This is a genomic window from Streptomyces sp. NPDC051662 (assembly GCF_040681655.1).
GTDB lineage: Bacteria > Actinomycetota > Actinomycetes > Streptomycetales > Streptomycetaceae > Streptomyces.
On record NZ_JBFAZD010000023.1, the window covers coordinates 37452 to 53173 of the forward strand.

The window sequence follows — 15722 nt, forward strand, 5'->3', positions numbered from 1 at the left end:
TCTTCACGCCCCGTTGCGCGCCCCCGTACCGAACCTCGCACAGTCTCGCATCCGTTGCCCATTGATCACACCACGGCGGAATGGTCACTTCCGTAGCACAGGCACCGACTCGGACGCCCGGGGCGCGTGGCCCAAGCACTCCTGTTCGCCGCCGCCCCCGGGCAGGAGACAGGCCCGCGCTTCGGACGGGTCGGCCGCCGCCACCATCGGCGTCACGAGATAGCGGCCGGTGTCCCGCGGGGCGACCGCCGTGATCTGCTGCTCCCGGCGGCCGGGTACGGTCAGCACGACCCGGTCCCCCATCCGCAGCCCGGTCGCCCGCACCCACACGGTGCGGCACGTTTCGCCGTACCGCAGTTGCAGCCGCTGGCCGCCCGTCGCGGTGAGCGAGCCGAGAGTGGTCATCGCGCCCTCGCCGCCACACCCCATGAGGGACGGCGCCTCGCCCTCGCACGCCGGGCCGGTGCAACTGGGCCGCAGCGGGCCGACCGTGCTCCACGCCACATCCTCGGGGGCGCCCCGCCGCGCTCCGCCGTCGCCCGACAGCCATGTCCCGAGAACCGTCGCGGCGGTGACGACGGCCACCCCGGCCGTCGCGGCGAGCACCGCGGTACGACGTCTGCCGCGAGGCGCGCTTCCCGGCGCGTTTCCCGGCGCCTCTCGTGGCGCTTCTCCCTGCGCCGGTGGCGTTCGCGGCCCTGCCGGTCCCACTGGTCCCGCCGGTGCGGGTACGGGCACTGGTACGGGTAGCGGCGGGGAAGGCCCTCGTACAGCCCCGGACTCGGCCCCGGCCATGGGCCCCGTCCCGATGGCCGCGGCGGCCCGGCCGCTCCACGCGGCGTCCGCCAGCTCCCAGAGCGCCAGCAGCCGCCCCGGGGGCTCGCCCGCCAGCTCGCACAGGGCCACCACCGCTTGTCGCGGCAGGGGCTTCGTACCGTTGAGATAACGCTGCCAGGACGACTTGCTGTACGGCGTGCGCCCCGCGAGCGCGACGAGGCTCAGTCCCGTGCGGGCCCGGAGCGCGCTCAACTCGCCCGCGAGCCGGTCGCACTCCGCCGCCCGCTTCTCCGCCGCGTTCTCCCGCGCGTTCTTCCGCGCGTTCTCCCGAGCGTTCTCCCGAGCGTTCTCCGGCGCGTTTCCCAGCGTGCCGCTCACCGGCGTAACTCCGCCCAGGTGTCGGGCCCCACGATGCCGTCGCTGACCAGCTTCCGCGCCTTCTGGAAGTCCCGTACGGCGGACTTCGCGCTCGGGCCGTACAACCCGTCGACCTCGCCCGGGTCGAAGCCGTGGCGCTTCAACTGACACTGCGCCTCGACCACATCGGGACCACTGCCGTTGATGTCGATCAGCGCCTCGGCGGTGGTGCTGTGCCCGGCGTAGGCCGCGCCGTCCTTGCGTCCCTTGTCGTCGCAGTCGTACGTACGGCCGGGACCGTACGTCACCGCCTTCGTACCCCCGTCGTCGCCGCCCCCCTCGTCGCCCCCGGCCAGCAGCAGCCCCGCCGCGAACGAGACGGCGGCGGCCACGAGCACACCGGCGAGGGCGCCGCGTAACGGCACCCGGCGCGGACCGGACGGGTGAGCACCCGGCTCCCGGGACCCCGACTCCGGTGTCCCGGGCGGCTCGTCGGCCGCCGTGCCGGCCGTACCCGTGTCAGCGGGAGCCGCGCCCTCCGTACCCGTGTCCGCCGTACTCGTGTCCGCCGCGGCCGTCCCGGCGGTGGCGGGCTCGGGCGGTTGCCGCTCGGCCATTTCGTGCAGGACGAGCAGCCTCGTCGGATCCGCCCCGCAGACCTTGGCGAGTTCCTCGACGGCCTTCCGGGGCACCGGCTGTTTTCCGTTGAGATAGCGCTCCCAGGAGGAGCGGCTGTACCCCGTCTTCGCCGCGAGCGCGGCGAGTCCGAGGCCGGAGTGATCCTTCAACCGTCTCAACTGAATGATGAGTTGACGGTCCTTCTCGGGCAGTTCTGACGGGAGCGATTTCCAACGCGGCATGTCCACCTCATGCGTGATCGGACCCCTCCGGGGTTCCTCGTCCCCTTTCCTCCCCCCGGACGGCCCCCTCGCAACACCGGGTTCCGCGCGCGACCCCGCGCGGCTGCCATCCGGACAGGCTGCCACGCCGCGGCAACCGGCCCACGCCGTCCCACGACATCCCATGGGATGCGGCGTCCCCACAGGTCAGGGTCGGGCGCGTCCCACAGATGCCCGGTTCGACGGGCTTGCCTGGCGGCGGCGCGAGGTGACGCGGAAAAGTCTGTGGTGCACACCGGGCGGCGCGGTCCACCCCGCGCCGCCCCACACCTCACGCGGACCGCACACCGCACACGTGCGGCGGCCCGTCCTCCCCGGGGGAGAGGACGGGCCGCCGTCACACGGACTTACCGGTCTAGGGGACCGACGAGTGGACGACGTCCTCCAGGAACGGGATCTCCAGCCACGGCTTGGGCTGTGTCATCAGGCTGAGCAGCACGATCGCGAGGCCCAGCAGGCCGTACGTGAGCATGTCGGTGTAGCGCGACCGTACGGCCAGCATGCCCACGGAGGGCAGTACGCGCCGCAGGACAGCGCCGCCGATGAGGGCCACGCCGATCAGGATCGTGCCGACCCGGAACGCCTCCGCGAAGGGGTGCGTACCGACGATCAGCAGGCCGAGAGCGGTCGTCCCGAGGACGCTGAGCAGCGGCCACTGCCGGGCGGGCGCCGGGGCGTCCGAGGGCGCGGCCCGGCCACCGCCCTCGGGCCGCGCGGTGTCCTCGGTGAGCGAGAAGCGCCGGCCGCGCTGCTCCGAGGTGCCGGTCTCGTCCGGGTCCGAGGGGGCCGTATGCCCCGTGCTCTCCGTACCCGCCACAGCGACCGTGCTCTCCGTACCCGCCGTACGCCCCACAGTCACCGTGCTCTCCCCGCCGGCGCTGGGAGCGCCCCCGGCGGACGGCTCGCCGTCACCGGGCACCGCGGGTCCGGCGGGCGTCTCGGGTCCGGCGGGCACCGGCCCGGGCTCCATGACCGCCTGCCCGTCGGCCTCCGGCGCCTGCCGTGTCCCGCGCCGCGGCCGGGCCGCGTCGCCCGCGCTCGTACCAGCACCCATCAGTGGCGCCCCTTTCCGGTTCCGGTTCGGCCCGCGTTCAGCCCGCGTCCGCGACGGCGCGTTCGGCCGCCTCGACCACATTGACGAGCAGCTGGGCCCGGGTCATCGGACCGACGCCGCCCGGGTTCGGTGAGATCCAGCCTGCCACCTCGGCGACGTCCGGGTGGACATCGCCGACGATCTTGCCGTCCCCGTCCCGGCTGACCCCGACATCGAGGACGGCCGCGCCCGGCTTCACATCCTCGGGCTTGATGATGTGCGGCACCCCGGCGGCGGCGACGATGATGTCCGCCTGCTTGAGCTGCGCCGACAGATCACGGGTGCCGGTGTGGCACTGCGTGACCGTCGCGTTCTCGGACTTACGGGTCAGCAGGAGCGGGATCGACCGGCCGACGGTGATCCCCCGGCCCACGACCACCACATGCGCGCCCTTGATCTCGACGCCGTGGTGGCGCAGCAGCTGGATGATGCCGTACGGGGTGCAGGGCAGCGGCCCCGTCTCGTTGAGCACCAGCCGGCCAAGGCTCATCGGGTGCAGCCCGTCGGCGTCCTTGGCCGGATCCATCAGCTCAAGGACCCGGTTGGTGTTGATGCCCTTGGGCAGCGGCAGTTGCACGATGTAGCCGGTGCACTCGGGGTTGGCGTTCAGCTCCGCGACCACGGCCTCGATCTCCTGCTGGGAGGCGGTGTCGGGCAGTTCGCGCTGGATCGAGGCGATACCGACCTGGGCGCAGTCGCGGTGCTTGCCGTTCACGTACCAACGGCTGCCCGGGTCGTCACCGACCAGCAGGGTGCCGAGCCCGGGTGTGACGCCCCGCGCCTTGAGGGCCGCCACGCGGGCGGTCAGATCGGACTTGATCGCGGCTGCGGTGGCCTTGCCATCGAGAATCTGGGCGCTCATACCCCCATCCTCGCGGATGACCCCTCCACTGTTCCAATTCGTGTCCCGTGGTGAGACAACCCGGGCATTCGCCCGCCCCGTCACGGGCGCCGCTGGAGGTTGCGCTTGCACAACGCCCACCCTTGGCGACTGGACAAAATAAGAGGTAGATAACACGATTACGGGCGCAGTACGCGGCCATCGACGGGGGGACGACCGCTCGCTTCTGAGAAGTTCCTCTTCCCCGTTGGGTCGCACCGTCCCCGCATTACCCAACGGAGGAACCCCGCCATGAGCTTCGGCGACCCCAACAACCCGTACGGCCAGCAGCCCCCGCCCGGATCCGGCCAGCCCCAGGGCCAGCCGGGCTACGGCTACCCGCAGGGTCAGCCGCAGCAGCCCGGCTACGGCTACCCGCAGGCGCCGCCGGTCCAGCCGTACGGCGGCGGTGGCTTCCCGGGCGGCCCGACGGAGATGCCGGGCGGGGTGAAGGCCGCGCGCGTGATGCTGTGGGTGATCTCCGGTCTCTGCCTGATCGGGACGCTGATCTTCTTCGGCGCCGCGGCGTCGCTCAACGCGGCGAAGGACAACGAGACGCTGCAGAGCGACTCGCAGTTCCAGGACCTCGTGGATCAGTCGAGCGGTGTCCTCTACGCGCTCGGCGCGCTGGCTCTCGTGTGGCTGGTTCTGTCGGCCGTCCTCGCCACGAAGGTCAAGAACGGCGGGAGCGGCGTCCGTGTCACTCTCATCGTCTTCGGGATCGTGACCGCCGTCCTCGCCCTCTACCCGTTCACGGTGTTCGGCATCGTGCACCTCGTTCTCGCCATCCTGATCGCCGTCTTCGCCGGCAAGTCGGACGGCGCCGCCTGGTTCCAGCGTCCGCGCCACTGACGGTTCATCAGCGGACCGTCAGCGCGCTCACTGACGGTCCGCGGACGCGCTCCTCAGCGCGACCCGGAGGACATGAAGGCCGTAATCCTCGCCGTTCGGCGGGAGATTACGGCCTTCCGGCGTTTCCACCCCCACGCCCCCGCCCCCGCGTCGGCCGGAGGCTCAAGGGGCCCAAGGAGCCCAAGGGGCTCAGTGGAAGAAGTGCCGCGTTCCCGTGAAGTACATCGTCACGCCCGCCGTGCGCGCCGCCTCGACGACCTGCTCGTCACGGACCGAACCGCCCGGCTGCACCACCGCCTTGACGCCCGCGTTCAGCAGGATCTCCAGCCCGTCGGGGAACGGGAAGAACGCGTCGGACGCGGCGTACGCGCCCCGCGCCCGCTCCTCACCGGCCCGCTCCACCGCGAGCTTCGCGGAGTCGACGCGGTTGACCTGGCCCATGCCGACCCCCACCGACGCCCCGCCCTTGGCGAGCAGGATCGCGTTGGACTTGACCGCGCGGGACGCCTTCCAGGCGAAGGCCAGTTCGCGCAACTCGGCCTCGGAGAGCGCCTCGCCGGTCGCGAGGGTCCAGTTCGCCGGGTCGTCGCCGTCGGCCTGGAGCCGGTCGGTGACCTGGAGCAGCGCGCCCCCGTCGATCGGCTTGATCTCCACGGACGTGGACGGAGCCTCGGGGCAGCGCAGCACGCGGATGTTCTTCTTGCGGGCCAGCACCTCGACCGCGCCGTCCTCGTAACCGGGCGCCACGATGACCTCGGTGAAGATCTCGGCGACCTGCTCGGCCATCGCCACGGAGACCGGACGGTTGACGGCGATCACCCCGCCGAACGCGGACAGCGGGTCGCAGGCGTGCGCCTTGCGGTGCGCCTCGGCGACATCGTCACCGATCGCGATACCGCAGGGATTGGCGTGCTTGATGATCGCGACACAGGGCTCGGAGTGGTCGTACGCGGCACGGCGCGCGGCGTCCGTGTCCGTGAAGTTGTTGTACGACATCTCCTTGCCGTGCAGCTGCTCGGCCTCGGCGAGGCCACCCTCGGCGCCGGTGTAGAGCGCGGCGGGCTGATGCGGGTTCTCGCCGTACCGGAGCACGTTCTTCCGCGTGTACGTGGCGCCCAGGAAGTCCGGGAACCCCGAGTCGTCGGGTGCGGCGTAACCCTCCGCGAACCAGGAGGCCACGGCCACGTCGTACGCGGCCGTGTGCTGGAACGCCTCGGCGGCCAGCCGCTTGCGGGTCCTCAGATCGAACCCCCCGTCCCGTACGGCGCCGAGGACATCCCCGTACCGCCCGGGGCTGGTGACGACCGCGACCGAGGGGTGGTTCTTGGCGGCGGCGCGGACCATCGAGGGCCCGCCGATGTCGATCTGCTCCACACACTCGTCGGCGGTGGCGCCGGAGGCGACCGTCTCGCGGAACGGGTAGAGGTTCACCACGACCAGATCGAACGGCTCGATGTCCAGCTCGGCGAGCTGCTCGCGGTGCGAGTCGAGCCGGAGGTCGGCGAGGATGCCGGCGTGGACACGTGGATGCAGCGTCTTGACCCGGCCGTCCAGGCACTCGGGAAAGCCGGTCAGCTCCTCGACCTTGGTGACCGGCACCCCGGCGGCGGCGATCTTCCCCGCGGTGGAGCCGGTCGAGACCAGGGTGACGCCCGCCTCGTGCAGCCCGCGGGCCAGCTCTTCCAGGCCCGTCTTGTCGTAGACGCTGACCAGCGCTCTGCGAATGGGGCGCTTCGTACCTTCGGCGGTCACTGGATCGTTACCTTTCGTCCCTCAATGCGATAGCCGTGCCGGGCCAGACGCCCCACGACCTCGACGAGCAGGCGTCGCTCGACTTCCTTGATGCGCTCGTGGAGAGCGTCTTCATCGTCCTCGTCCCGCACCTCGACCACGCCCTGCGCGATGATCGGGCCGGTGTCGACACCGTCGTCGACGAAGTGGACTGTGCAGCCGGTGACCTTCGCTCCGTAGGCGAGCGCCTCGCGCACGCCATGGGCACCGGGAAAGCTGGGGAGCAGCGCGGGATGCGTGTTGACGAACCGCCCGCCGAAGCGCGCGAGGAACGCCTTCCCCACGATCTTCATGAAACCGGCCGAGATCACCAGATCCGGCTCGTACGCCGCCGTCGCCTCGGCGAGCGCCGCGTCCCAGTCGTCGCGGCTCGGATAGTCCTTCACCCGGCACACGAACGTCGGCAGCCCGGCGCGCTCGGCGCGCTCAAGGCCCGCGATGGAGCCCCGGTCCGCGCCGACGGCCACGACCCGCGCGCCGAAGGCCACCGGATCGTCACCGATCGCGTCGAGCAGGGCCTGCAGATTCGTACCGGATCCGGAGACCAGGACCACGAGCCGGGCCGGGCGGGCGGAGGAGGGCGGGGAGGCCACGGCGGGCGCCTTTCTGGGACAGCGTTGTGCGAGCGGCTGCTTGAGTCTGCTTGAGTCGTCGTACGGTTTGTGTGGTCGTACGAACGAATCACGTCCCCCGATACGGGGAACTCTACGAAGAAGCCGACCGTCAGCAACGATACCGGCACACCAAGCGGCCCCCACGGGACGGGGGCTTGGCCGGGAGGTAGCGTCTGGGGACAGGGTTCGTCTCTCCAGGGCGGGCCATACGAGACAAGACCCCCGCGCACTGGGTCTGAGGGGAAGACGTTCACCTGATGTCGGACCGACGCCGCCGCACGGCGCTCCACCTCCCGCCGCCTTCTGGGCCGGTGCTGCTGCCGCGGGAACGCCAGTCCTCTTCCACCGGACCTTCGGGGACCTCCAAGCACAGTGGGGCCCCGGGTCAGGCGTCCCCCGGGTCCGGCTCGCCGGACTCGTCCTCTTCGGGCTCGCCGGACTCGTCCTCGCCGGGCTCCGCCGAGGACAATCCGTTCGCGCCGCCGCCCGAGGGCAGGCCCGACCAGCCGTGGCAGCCGCGCCACCCCGAGCACGGCGGCAATGCGTCGAACGACGGATCCGGCCCGGCGCGGGGCGGCTGGGGCAGCCAGTGGAGCAGCCGCCAGCCCGGTCGCTCCCAGGGCGGCTTCGGCAGCCGTCCCGGAGGCCAGAACGGTCAGAGCGGCCAGAACGGTCAGGGCTCCGGCAAGGACGGGCCCGACGGAGGCCGCGGCGGACTGCGCTGGGACCCGACGGACCCGGCCCAGCGCCGCGCCCGCTACGCCCTGCTCTCGGGGATGTGGGCCTTCTTCTTCGCGCTCTTCGACTTCCCGGAGATCGCGCTGCTGCTCGGGGCGCTGGCGCTGTACTGGGGCATCAGCTCGCTGCGCAACAAGTCCAGGACGCCGTCGTCGGACACCGACGGCGCGGCGGCCGACGGGACGTCCCCGGCAGCGGTGCGGTCGGCCCGTACCCCGGCGGAGACGGGACAGCCGGGACAGGCAGGACAGACGGCGCAGGTCGCTCAGACAGGACAGGCAGGAGAGACGGGACGGGCAGCCGCGTTCGGCGGGCCCGGCCAGTCCGGAGCCGCGCTCCCGGCGTCGAGCAGGCCGCAGACCACCGCGGCGGTGAGCGGGCTGGTGACAGCCGTCATCGCGCTGGCGATCGTGGCCACGACCTTCACGGTGCAGCTGGTGTACCGCGACTACTACACGTGCCTGAACGACGCCCTGACGACCACGGGCCAGCTCTCCTGCAACGATCTGCTGCCCGACTCGCTGGTGCCGGTCTTCGGCGTCAAGGAGTAACCGGCCCGGGTCCCTCGTCCGCATCGGAGCCGCCTTTCCCGAGGGAGGGCGGCTCCGGCGCGAGCGGCCCTGGCCCTGGCCCTGGCCCCGGGGTGAGCGAACCTGGCGCCGGCCCTGAGGTGGGGGACCCTGGGGCGAGCCGCTCGCCCGGCGGCGGCGACGTGGCCGGGAAGTCGGCCATCAGACCCCCCGACACCTCCTTGAGCGCCGCCCATCGAGCCTCCCGGGCACCACGCTCATGCCATGCCTCGGCCGGCAGGAAGTCATAAGGCTCGAAGTCGGGATCGAACGCTTCGGACCCGCCGGCTCCCGCGCCGCCCGTATCCCCCACGCCCCCTGGGCCCCCCGTGCCCCCCGCGGCGGCGCGGGTACTCGCCCCGGCCTCCGCCGCCTCCAGCGCGTCCAGGATGTCCAGGCCGCCGATCCCCTCTCCCCCCTCCGACGCGGCGAGTGGTGCCGACACCGCCGCGTCCGTGGTGACTCTCCGTCCCGTCAGTCGACGCCAGGGCGCCCGCCACCGCGCCCGCTCCGGAGCACCGGACTCCACACCCCCGGTCCCCGCCCCGGTCCTGGGCTCGGCCACCGCCCCGGCCCCGGCCCCCGCCGGGGTCCTTGTCGCGGGGAGCGGTTCGGCCGCCGGTACGGGTACGTCCTTCAGACGCCGCTCCCGGAGCCGCCAGAGCCGGAGCAGCAGCGCTGTCGGTACGCCCAGCGCCACCATCCACGCCAGCGCGGCGGCCCCCGTCAGCCACCACACCGGGCCGAACTCCGCCAGTCTGCCGTTCCCCAGCGGGCCGCCCGCGAGCCCCGCGAGCACCGCTGTCAGCCCCGCGCACACGACACCCCCGAGCGCCGCCGTCAGAGCCGTCCCGCGCGCGCTCCACGCCTCTTCCCGCACGGCGAACGGGGGCGCGGCCACCCGTACGGTGAACCACGCGACCGCCAGCCCCGCGACGGCCGGCACCCCGGCCGCGGCCCAGTTCGCCGCCGTGCCGGGACCTTCCGGTACGGCGGCGAGCAGCGGGAAGGACGGCAGCGCGGGGGTGCCGACGACCCCGAGCGGGGTGGCCGTCGCTGTCGTACCGAGCGCGAAGCCGGGCCCCAGGCCGTAGGCGGCGCCCCAGACCGCCGCGTTCGGCACCAGCGCCAGCCCCAGCAGCAGCACGGCGACCCGCCCCGACCAGTCGCCCGCGAGCTGGACGAACGAGCTGTGCGCCGGATCTCCGTGCCATACGAGCGAGGCCCCGACCAGGAGCGCGCCGCCGCCCACCAGCAGCAGGAAGGCCGCCGCCCCCGCGCGCCCCGCGACGACGACCCCCCGGCGTCCCGCGGGCGCCCAGACCGTACGGGCCAGCGCTCTCCGTACCGCCCCGGGCAGCCGCTGGGGCAGCGGCACGCGCGGACAGCCATGTGCCGTCCATGCCCCGGCCGCCGCCGAGAGGACCGTCAGCACGGGCAGTGTGAGCGCCGCGCGCAGCGGCTGCGGGGTGAGCGCCCCGCCCCCCGCGTAGACCACGGCAGCCGCGCCGACCAGCAGATATCCCCCGGAGACGGTGCATACGGCACCGAGGCCGGTGAGCTGGGGCCGTCCCTCGTCGGGTTCGAGGGCGTCGCGGGCGGCGCGGTACGCCAGCCAGGCCGGCAGACCCATTAGGAGCAGCGGTACGACTCCGATGGGCGCGGGGGTCCCGGAGAGGGTGTCCGGGCGCACCAGCTCGACGCCGTGGCCCAGCAGCCAGAGCCCGGCCGCGATGTGCAGAGCACCGTCCGCACCGCTGTCGGGGAACGGTGAAGTGATCCACATCGCCATCACCAGCACGGCGATCGCGCCGAGCCCGAGGCACGCGGCGATGGCCCCACGGAGAACGGCGGAGGTCAGTGCCGCGGCCCTACCACGCTCAAGGGCCGCGGCCGAGGACAACGGCGCACTGTGTTCGGTCAATTGGGTCACGAACTCATGCTGCCCACGACACCCATCTAATTCGCGCAACAGGCGAATAGTCGCCGTGTCGCCCAATATACGTTTATGTGCTTTTTCGCCCAGAACCGTGCTGCGGGGAGTCCCACATGACGCAGAAGGCCACGCAGAGCACCGCCCGAGGCACCAGGGCCGGCGCCCCGTCGCTGCCCACCCCCGAACAGCGGCGAAGACTGCGCGAGTCGAAGCCGATGACCGAGAAACAGGCCGCCGCCGCGGTGGGCGTCACACGGTCGACGCTCAGGTCCTGGGAGACCGGGCGTACGACTCCGCGCGGGCGCAAGGGGGAGCTGTACGCGAAGCTGCTGGCCGGGATCGCCGCGGAACTCCGGGAGAAGGCCGCACTGGAGGAACGGGCCAGGAGGGAGGCGGCGAAGGCCGCGGCGCAGCGGTCCGCGGCGCGGAACCGGAGCACATTCGCGTCCACGAGAGCCATGCGTACGACGAGAACCGCCGCGGCGCCCACGGCCGGCGCCGCACCACCGGCCGCGCCCACCACCGCCGGACGCGGGCGTAAGGCGAACGCGTCGCCCACGAAAGCGTCTTCGGCGAACACACCCGCCAGGGGTCGGGCCGGAAAACGCCCCACCGGAAAGGGCACGACCGGAGCAACCGCGACAGGAGCGAGCGCGACCGGAGCGAGCGCGGCGGGCGCGAGCAGCACGGGAGCGAGCGGAACCGCGACCGGCACGACGGGAGCGGGCACGACCGGAGCGCGTGCGCCCGCCGTTGATGTGCGCAACCCCGACTGGCCCGACGCGCCCGCCCCCGTAATCGAGGCACGCACACCCGACGAGGCCTTCGACGCCCTGTACGCGTTCACCGCGCCCGCCCTCGTACGCCAGGCGTATCTGCTCACCGGGCAGCGGGTCCTCTCCCAGCAGTCCGTCGAGCGCGCCTTCCATCTCGCGTGGGCGCGCTGGCCCGAGGTCGCGGTCGACCGGGACCCGGCGGGCTGGCTGCGGGCCGCCGCGTACGAGTACGCGATGTCGCCGTGGCACCGGCTGCGCAGCCCCCGTATGCGCCCCGACGCGGTCCCCCGCGACCAGGAGCGGCCGGAGGAGCGGGAGTTGCGCGAGGCGCTGCTGCGACTTCCCGCGTCGTATCGCCGCACGCTGCTGCTCTACGACGGGCTCGGCCTCGATCTGCCGGAGACGGCGGCCGAGACCGAGGCGAGCACCCCGGCCACCGCCAACCGGCTGCTGAACGCGCGCAAGGCGGTCGCCGCTCAGATGCCCGAGCTGACCGATACGCAGGTCCTTCAGGAGCGGCTCGGCCTGCTCGTCCGGGCGGTGACACCACCCCCGATCGCGGCGCCGGCCATACGGTCCGGCTGCGAGCGGCGGGCCCGGTTCTGGACGCGGGCGGCCATCGCCTTCACCGTGCTGATCATCGGGGCGACGGGGTTCACCCTGGCCACCGCTCCGACGCACTATCAGCCACGGGTGCCGCCGGGCGAGCAGGTCGGCGGTGTTCCGGTGCCCAACGGTCCGCAGCGGCTGAGCAAGCAGGACCAGGTACTGCGCGACAAGCTCAGCCACGAGTCGGTGACCGGTCCTCCTCGGCTCGTACCGCGACCGGGCTGATCGGTCGCCGGACGCTCAGGAACGCGCGTGGGCCCGCACCCGGGAGAGGGTGCGGGCCCACGCGCGTGGTGCCCTGCGGAGAGGCGGGGTTCAGCCCGCGAGGATGGCGCGGGCGAGCCCGGCCGTCTCGGTCGGCGTCTTGCCGACCTTCACACCCGCGGCCTCCAGGGCCTCCTTCTTCGCCTGGGCGGTGCCGGAGGAACCGGAGACGATGGCGCCGGCGTGGCCCATGGTCTTGCCCTCGGGCGCGGTGAAGCCCGCGACGTAGCCGACGACCGGCTTGGAGACGTTCTTGGCGATGAAGTCCGCCGCGCGCTCCTCGGCGTCGCCGCCGATCTCGCCGATCATCACGATCAGATCGGTCTCGGGGTCGGCCTCGAACGCGGCGAGCGCGTCGATGTGCGTCGTACCGATGACCGGGTCGCCACCGATGCCGACGGCCGAGGAGAAGCCGATGTCACGGAGCTCGTACATCATCTGGTAGGTCAGCGTGCCGGACTTGGACACGAGACCGATCCGGCCGGGCTTGGTGATGTCGCCCGGGATGATGCCCGCGTTGGACTGGCCGGGGGTGATCAGGCCGGGGCAGTTCGGACCGATGATCCGGGTCTTGTTGCCCTTGCTGCCCGCGTACGCCCAGAAGGCGGCGGAGTCATGCACCGCGATGCCCTCGGTGATCACGACGGCCAGGCCGATCTCGGCGTCGATCGCCTCGATGACCGCGGCCTTGGCGAAGGCCGGCGGCACGAACACGACGGACACGTCGGCGCCGGTCTTCTCGATGGCCTCGGCGACGGAGCCGAAGACCGGTACCTCGGTACCGTCGAAGTCGACGGACGTGCCGGCCTTGCGCGGGTTCACACCGCCGACGATGTTGGTGCCGTCAGCGAGCATGAGCTTGGTGTGCTTCATGCCGGTGGCGCCGGTCATCCCCTGGACGATGACCTTGCTTTCCTTGGTCAGGAAAATAGCCATGGTGTTGGAGTCCCTGTCCCTTACTTCGCAGCCGCGAGCTCGGCGGCCTTGTCGGCCGCGCCGTCCATGGTGTCCACGCGCTGCACGAGCGGGTGGTTGGCGTCGGACAGGATCTTGCGACCCAGCTCCGCGTTGTTGCCGTCCAGACGCACGACCAGCGGCTTCGTGACGTCCTCACCCTTGTTCTTGAGCAGCTCAAGGGCCTGGACGATGCCGTTGGCGACCTCGTCGCAGGCGGTGATGCCACCGAAGACATTGACGAACACGGACTTGACGTCCGGGTCGCCGAGGATGATCTCCAGGCCGTTCGCCATGACCTCGGCGGAGGCGCCGCCGCCGATGTCGAGGAAGTTGGCGGGCTTCACGCCGTTGTGGGCCTCACCGGCGTACGCGACGACGTCGAGGGTCGACATGACCAGACCCGCGCCGTTGCCGATGATGCCGACCTCGCCGTCGAGCTTGACGTAGTTGAGGTTCTTGGCCTTGGCCGCGGCCTCCAGCGGGTTGGCGGCGTCCTTGTCCTCAAGCGCCTCGTGCTCCGGCTGGCGGAAGTCGGCGTTCTCGTCGAGCGAGACCTTGCCGTCGAGCGCGATGATCTTGCCGTCACCGGACTTGATCAGCGGGTTGACCTCGACGAGGAGGGCGTCCTCCTTGATGAAGACGGTCCACAGCTTCTGCAGGACGTCGGCGACCTGGCCGGCGATCTCGGCCGGGAACTTCGCGGCGGCGACGATCTCGGCGGCCTTCTCGGGCGTGCAGCCCTCGTTGGCGTCGACCGGGATCTTGGCGAGCGCGTCGGGGTTCTCCTCCGCGACGACCTCGATCTCCACGCCGCCCTCGACGGAGGCCATGGCGAGGAAGGTGCGGTTGGTGCGGTCCAGCAGGAAGGAGACGTAGTACTCCTCCGCGATGTCCGCGGTCTGGGCCAGCATCACCTTGTGGACCGTGTGGCCCTTGATGTCCATGCCCAGGATCTGACCGGCCTTCTCGACGGCGTCCGCCGGGTCGGCGGCCAGCTTCACGCCACCCGCCTTGCCGCGCCCGCCGACCTTGACCTGTGCCTTGACGACGGCCTTGCCGCCGAGCCGCTCCGTCACCTCACGAGCCGCGTCAGGCGTCGTGATGACTTCACCGGCCAGCACCGGTACACCGTGCTTGGCGAAGAGGTCCCTCGCCTGATACTCGAACAGGTCCACGCGTGTCCGTCCCTTGTGTCTTTAAACCGCAGCCTGGTGATCGCGGGTTCGTTGTCTGCGTGGGCGTGCCGCGAAGGGCAACGTGACTGCGCTGTCACAGAGGGAGGCGTACTCGCTGTCCGGTACGCGGCATGTCCGTCTCGCAGGTTATCCCCGTGGACCGTGGCTCCCTAAATCAGGGATCACAGATGAGCGGTGATACCTGTCACAGAGCGGAGAGACCCGTCACACCCGGCACGGAAGCCCGCCGTGTCACCGGGAGATCGTCCGGCTCGGCAGCTCCTTGTCCGGTATGGGGAGGGGGCGCTTCTCGATCGCCGCCGCCATCACCTCCGGGAAGAGATCGGGGGTGCAGGCGAAGGCCGGCGCGCCGAGGGCGGCGAGGGCCGCCGCGTGCTCGCGGTCGTACGCGGGCGCTCCCTCGTCGGACAGCGCGAGCAGCGCCACGAACTGCACGCCCGACGCCTTCATCGCCGCGACGCGCTTGAGCATCCCGTCACGTATCCCGCCCTCGTAGAGATCGCTGATCAGGACGACCACGGTGTCGGCGGGCCGGGTGATCCGCGACTGGCAGTAGCTGAGCGCTCGGTTGATGTCGGTGCCCCCGCCGAGCTGGGTGCCGAACAGGACATCGACGGGGTCGTCGAGCTGGTCCGTGAGATCGACGACAGCGGTGTCGAAGACGACGAGCCGGGTGGCGAGGGAGCGCATGGAGGCCAGGACCGCGCCGAAGACGGAGGCGTAGACGACAGAGGCCGCCATCGAACCGGACTGGTCGATGCAGAGGATGACCTCCTTCTTCACGGACTGTGCGGCGCGGCCGTAGCCGATGAGCCGCTCCGGTACCACCGTGCCGTGCTCCGGGAGGTAGTTCTTGAGGTTGGCGCGGATCGTACGGTCCCAGTCGATGTCCCGGTGGCGCGGCCGGTTGACGCGCGCGGACCGGTCGAGCGCGCCGGTCAGGGTGGCGCGGGTGCGGGTGGCGAGCCGCTTCTCGATGTCCGCGACCACCTTGCGCACGACGGCCCGCGCCGTCTCCTTGGTCGTCTCGGGCATCGCCTTGTTGAGCGACAGCAGCGTGCCGACGAGATGGACGTCGGCCTCGACGGCCTCCAGCATCTCCGGCTCCAGCAGCAGCGCGGAGAGCCCGAGCCGGTCGATCGCGTCACGTTGCATGATCTGGACGACGGAGCTGGGGAAGTACGTACGAATGTCCCCGAGCCAACGGGCGACGGCGGGCGCGGAGGCGCCGAGCCCGGCGGAGCGCTGGGCGCCGCCGGCGTCGCCCTTCCCCTTGCCCGAGCCGTAGAGGGCGGACAGCGCGCCGTCCATCGCCGCGTCCCTGCCGGAGAGCGCGCGTCCCGTGCCGTCGGCGCTCTCGCCGCCGAGCACCATCCGCCAGCGGCGCAGCCGCTCGTCGGCGGCGCGGTCCGTC

At 72.0% G+C, this 15722-nt stretch carries 13 protein-coding genes; 3 read left to right on the forward strand and 10 right to left on the reverse strand.

From position 1 onward, the window contains the following. Positions 1 to 84: 84 nt before the first annotated feature. The 4 genes from AB0M67_RS30750 to AB0M67_RS30765 all read right to left on the reverse strand — a co-directional run bounded on the left by AB0M67_RS30750 (position 85) and on the right by AB0M67_RS30765 (position 3988). Positions 85 to 1155: a DUF2690 domain-containing protein gene (locus AB0M67_RS30750; RefSeq protein ID WP_365750810.1), complete on the reverse strand. Its 1071-nt coding sequence runs from the start codon at positions 1153 to 1155 to the stop codon at positions 85 to 87. Next, positions 1152 to 1994 (reverse strand): peptidoglycan-binding protein, encoded by an 843-nt coding sequence (locus AB0M67_RS30755; RefSeq protein WP_365750812.1) that lies wholly within the window; start codon positions 1992 to 1994, stop codon positions 1152 to 1154. Before AB0M67_RS30755 ends, AB0M67_RS30750 begins: the two co-directional genes overlap by 4 nt. 394 nt (positions 1995 to 2388) lie before the next feature. Further along, complete coding sequence (locus tag AB0M67_RS30760; RefSeq protein ID WP_365750814.1) at positions 2389 to 3087, reverse strand: DUF3017 domain-containing protein; 699 nt, start codon at positions 3085 to 3087, stop codon at positions 2389 to 2391. Positions 3088 to 3124: 37 nt separating this feature from the next. Further along, positions 3125 to 3988, reverse strand: a complete 864-nt coding sequence (locus AB0M67_RS30765; RefSeq protein WP_365750816.1) for a bifunctional methylenetetrahydrofolate dehydrogenase/methenyltetrahydrofolate cyclohydrolase — start codon at positions 3986 to 3988, stop codon at positions 3125 to 3127. A 270-nt stretch (positions 3989 to 4258) separates the two neighbouring features. On the opposite strand from AB0M67_RS30765, the gene AB0M67_RS30770 reads away from it, so the two are divergent. Next, on the forward strand, positions 4259 to 4858 hold the full coding sequence (locus AB0M67_RS30770) for a proline-rich domain-containing protein (RefSeq protein WP_365750818.1): 600 nt from the start codon (positions 4259 to 4261) through the stop codon (positions 4856 to 4858). Positions 4859 to 5047: 189 nt separating this feature from the next. On the opposite strand, the gene purH is transcribed toward AB0M67_RS30770, so the two are convergent. After that, complete coding sequence (gene purH / locus AB0M67_RS30775) at positions 5048 to 6610, reverse strand: bifunctional phosphoribosylaminoimidazolecarboxamide formyltransferase/IMP cyclohydrolase (protein WP_365750820.1); 1563 nt, start codon at positions 6608 to 6610, stop codon at positions 5048 to 5050. Next, a complete protein-coding gene (purN, locus tag AB0M67_RS30780; protein WP_365750822.1) occupies positions 6607 to 7242 on the reverse strand; it encodes a phosphoribosylglycinamide formyltransferase in 636 nt (211 codons plus the stop codon). Before purN ends, purH begins: the two co-directional genes overlap by 4 nt. A gap of 278 nt (positions 7243 to 7520) precedes the next feature. On the opposite strand from purN, the gene AB0M67_RS30785 reads away from it, so the two are divergent. Continuing rightward, positions 7521 to 8552 (forward strand): hypothetical protein, encoded by a 1032-nt coding sequence (locus tag AB0M67_RS30785; RefSeq protein WP_365750824.1) that lies wholly within the window; start codon positions 7521 to 7523, stop codon positions 8550 to 8552. On the opposite strand, the gene AB0M67_RS30790 is transcribed toward AB0M67_RS30785, so the two are convergent. Continuing rightward, on the reverse strand, positions 8542 to 10503 hold the full coding sequence (locus AB0M67_RS30790) for a DUF6350 family protein (RefSeq protein WP_365750826.1): 1962 nt from the start codon (positions 10501 to 10503) through the stop codon (positions 8542 to 8544). The two genes, AB0M67_RS30785 and AB0M67_RS30790, sit on opposite strands and share 11 nt — an antisense overlap. Before the next feature lie 116 nt (positions 10504 to 10619). Between AB0M67_RS30790 and AB0M67_RS30795 the strand changes: the two genes are divergently transcribed. Continuing rightward, a complete protein-coding gene (locus AB0M67_RS30795; protein WP_365750828.1) occupies positions 10620 to 12116 on the forward strand; it encodes a helix-turn-helix domain-containing protein in 1497 nt (498 codons plus the stop codon). 90 nt (positions 12117 to 12206) lie between these two features. Here AB0M67_RS30795 and sucD read toward each other — a convergent pair whose 3' ends face one another. From sucD to AB0M67_RS30810, 3 genes are all read right to left on the reverse strand, one after another. Beyond that, entirely contained in the window at positions 12207 to 13091 is an 885-nt protein-coding gene (gene sucD / locus AB0M67_RS30800) for a succinate--CoA ligase subunit alpha (RefSeq protein ID WP_365750830.1), read from the reverse strand. 20 nt (positions 13092 to 13111) lie between these two features. Further along, entirely contained in the window at positions 13112 to 14287 is a 1176-nt protein-coding gene (sucC, locus tag AB0M67_RS30805; RefSeq protein ID WP_365750832.1) for an ADP-forming succinate--CoA ligase subunit beta, read from the reverse strand. 252 nt (positions 14288 to 14539) lie between these two features. Continuing rightward, positions 14540 to 15682 carry a VWA domain-containing protein gene (locus AB0M67_RS30810; protein ID WP_365750905.1) on the reverse strand — a complete coding sequence of 381 codons (1143 nt, stop codon included), beginning with the start codon at positions 15680 to 15682 and terminating at the stop codon, positions 14540 to 14542. Positions 15683 to 15722 lie beyond the last annotated feature (40 nt).

Excerpts from the sequence above, each read along its gene's own strand:
- sucD (WP_365750830.1), bottom strand. The coding sequence starts at position 13,091 with ATGGCTATTTTCCTGACCAAGGAAAGCAAGGTCATCGTCCAGGGGATG.
- AB0M67_RS30795 (WP_365750828.1), top strand. The coding sequence starts at position 10,620 with ATGACGCAGAAGGCCACGCAGAGCACCGCCCGAGGCACCAGGGCCGGC.
- AB0M67_RS30785 (WP_365750824.1), top strand. The coding sequence starts at position 7,521 with ATGTCGGACCGACGCCGCCGCACGGCGCTCCACCTCCCGCCGCCTTCT.
- AB0M67_RS30770 (WP_365750818.1), top strand. The coding sequence starts at position 4,259 with ATGAGCTTCGGCGACCCCAACAACCCGTACGGCCAGCAGCCCCCGCCC.
- AB0M67_RS30760 (WP_365750814.1), bottom strand. The coding sequence starts at position 3,087 with ATGGGTGCTGGTACGAGCGCGGGCGACGCGGCCCGGCCGCGGCGCGGG.
- AB0M67_RS30755 (WP_365750812.1), bottom strand. The coding sequence starts at position 1,994 with ATGCCGCGTTGGAAATCGCTCCCGTCAGAACTGCCCGAGAAGGACCGT.
- AB0M67_RS30810 (WP_365750905.1), bottom strand. The coding sequence starts at position 15,682 with ATGGTGCTCGGCGGCGAGAGCGCCGACGGCACGGGACGCGCGCTCTCC.
- AB0M67_RS30765 (WP_365750816.1), bottom strand. The coding sequence starts at position 3,988 with ATGAGCGCCCAGATTCTCGATGGCAAGGCCACCGCAGCCGCGATCAAG.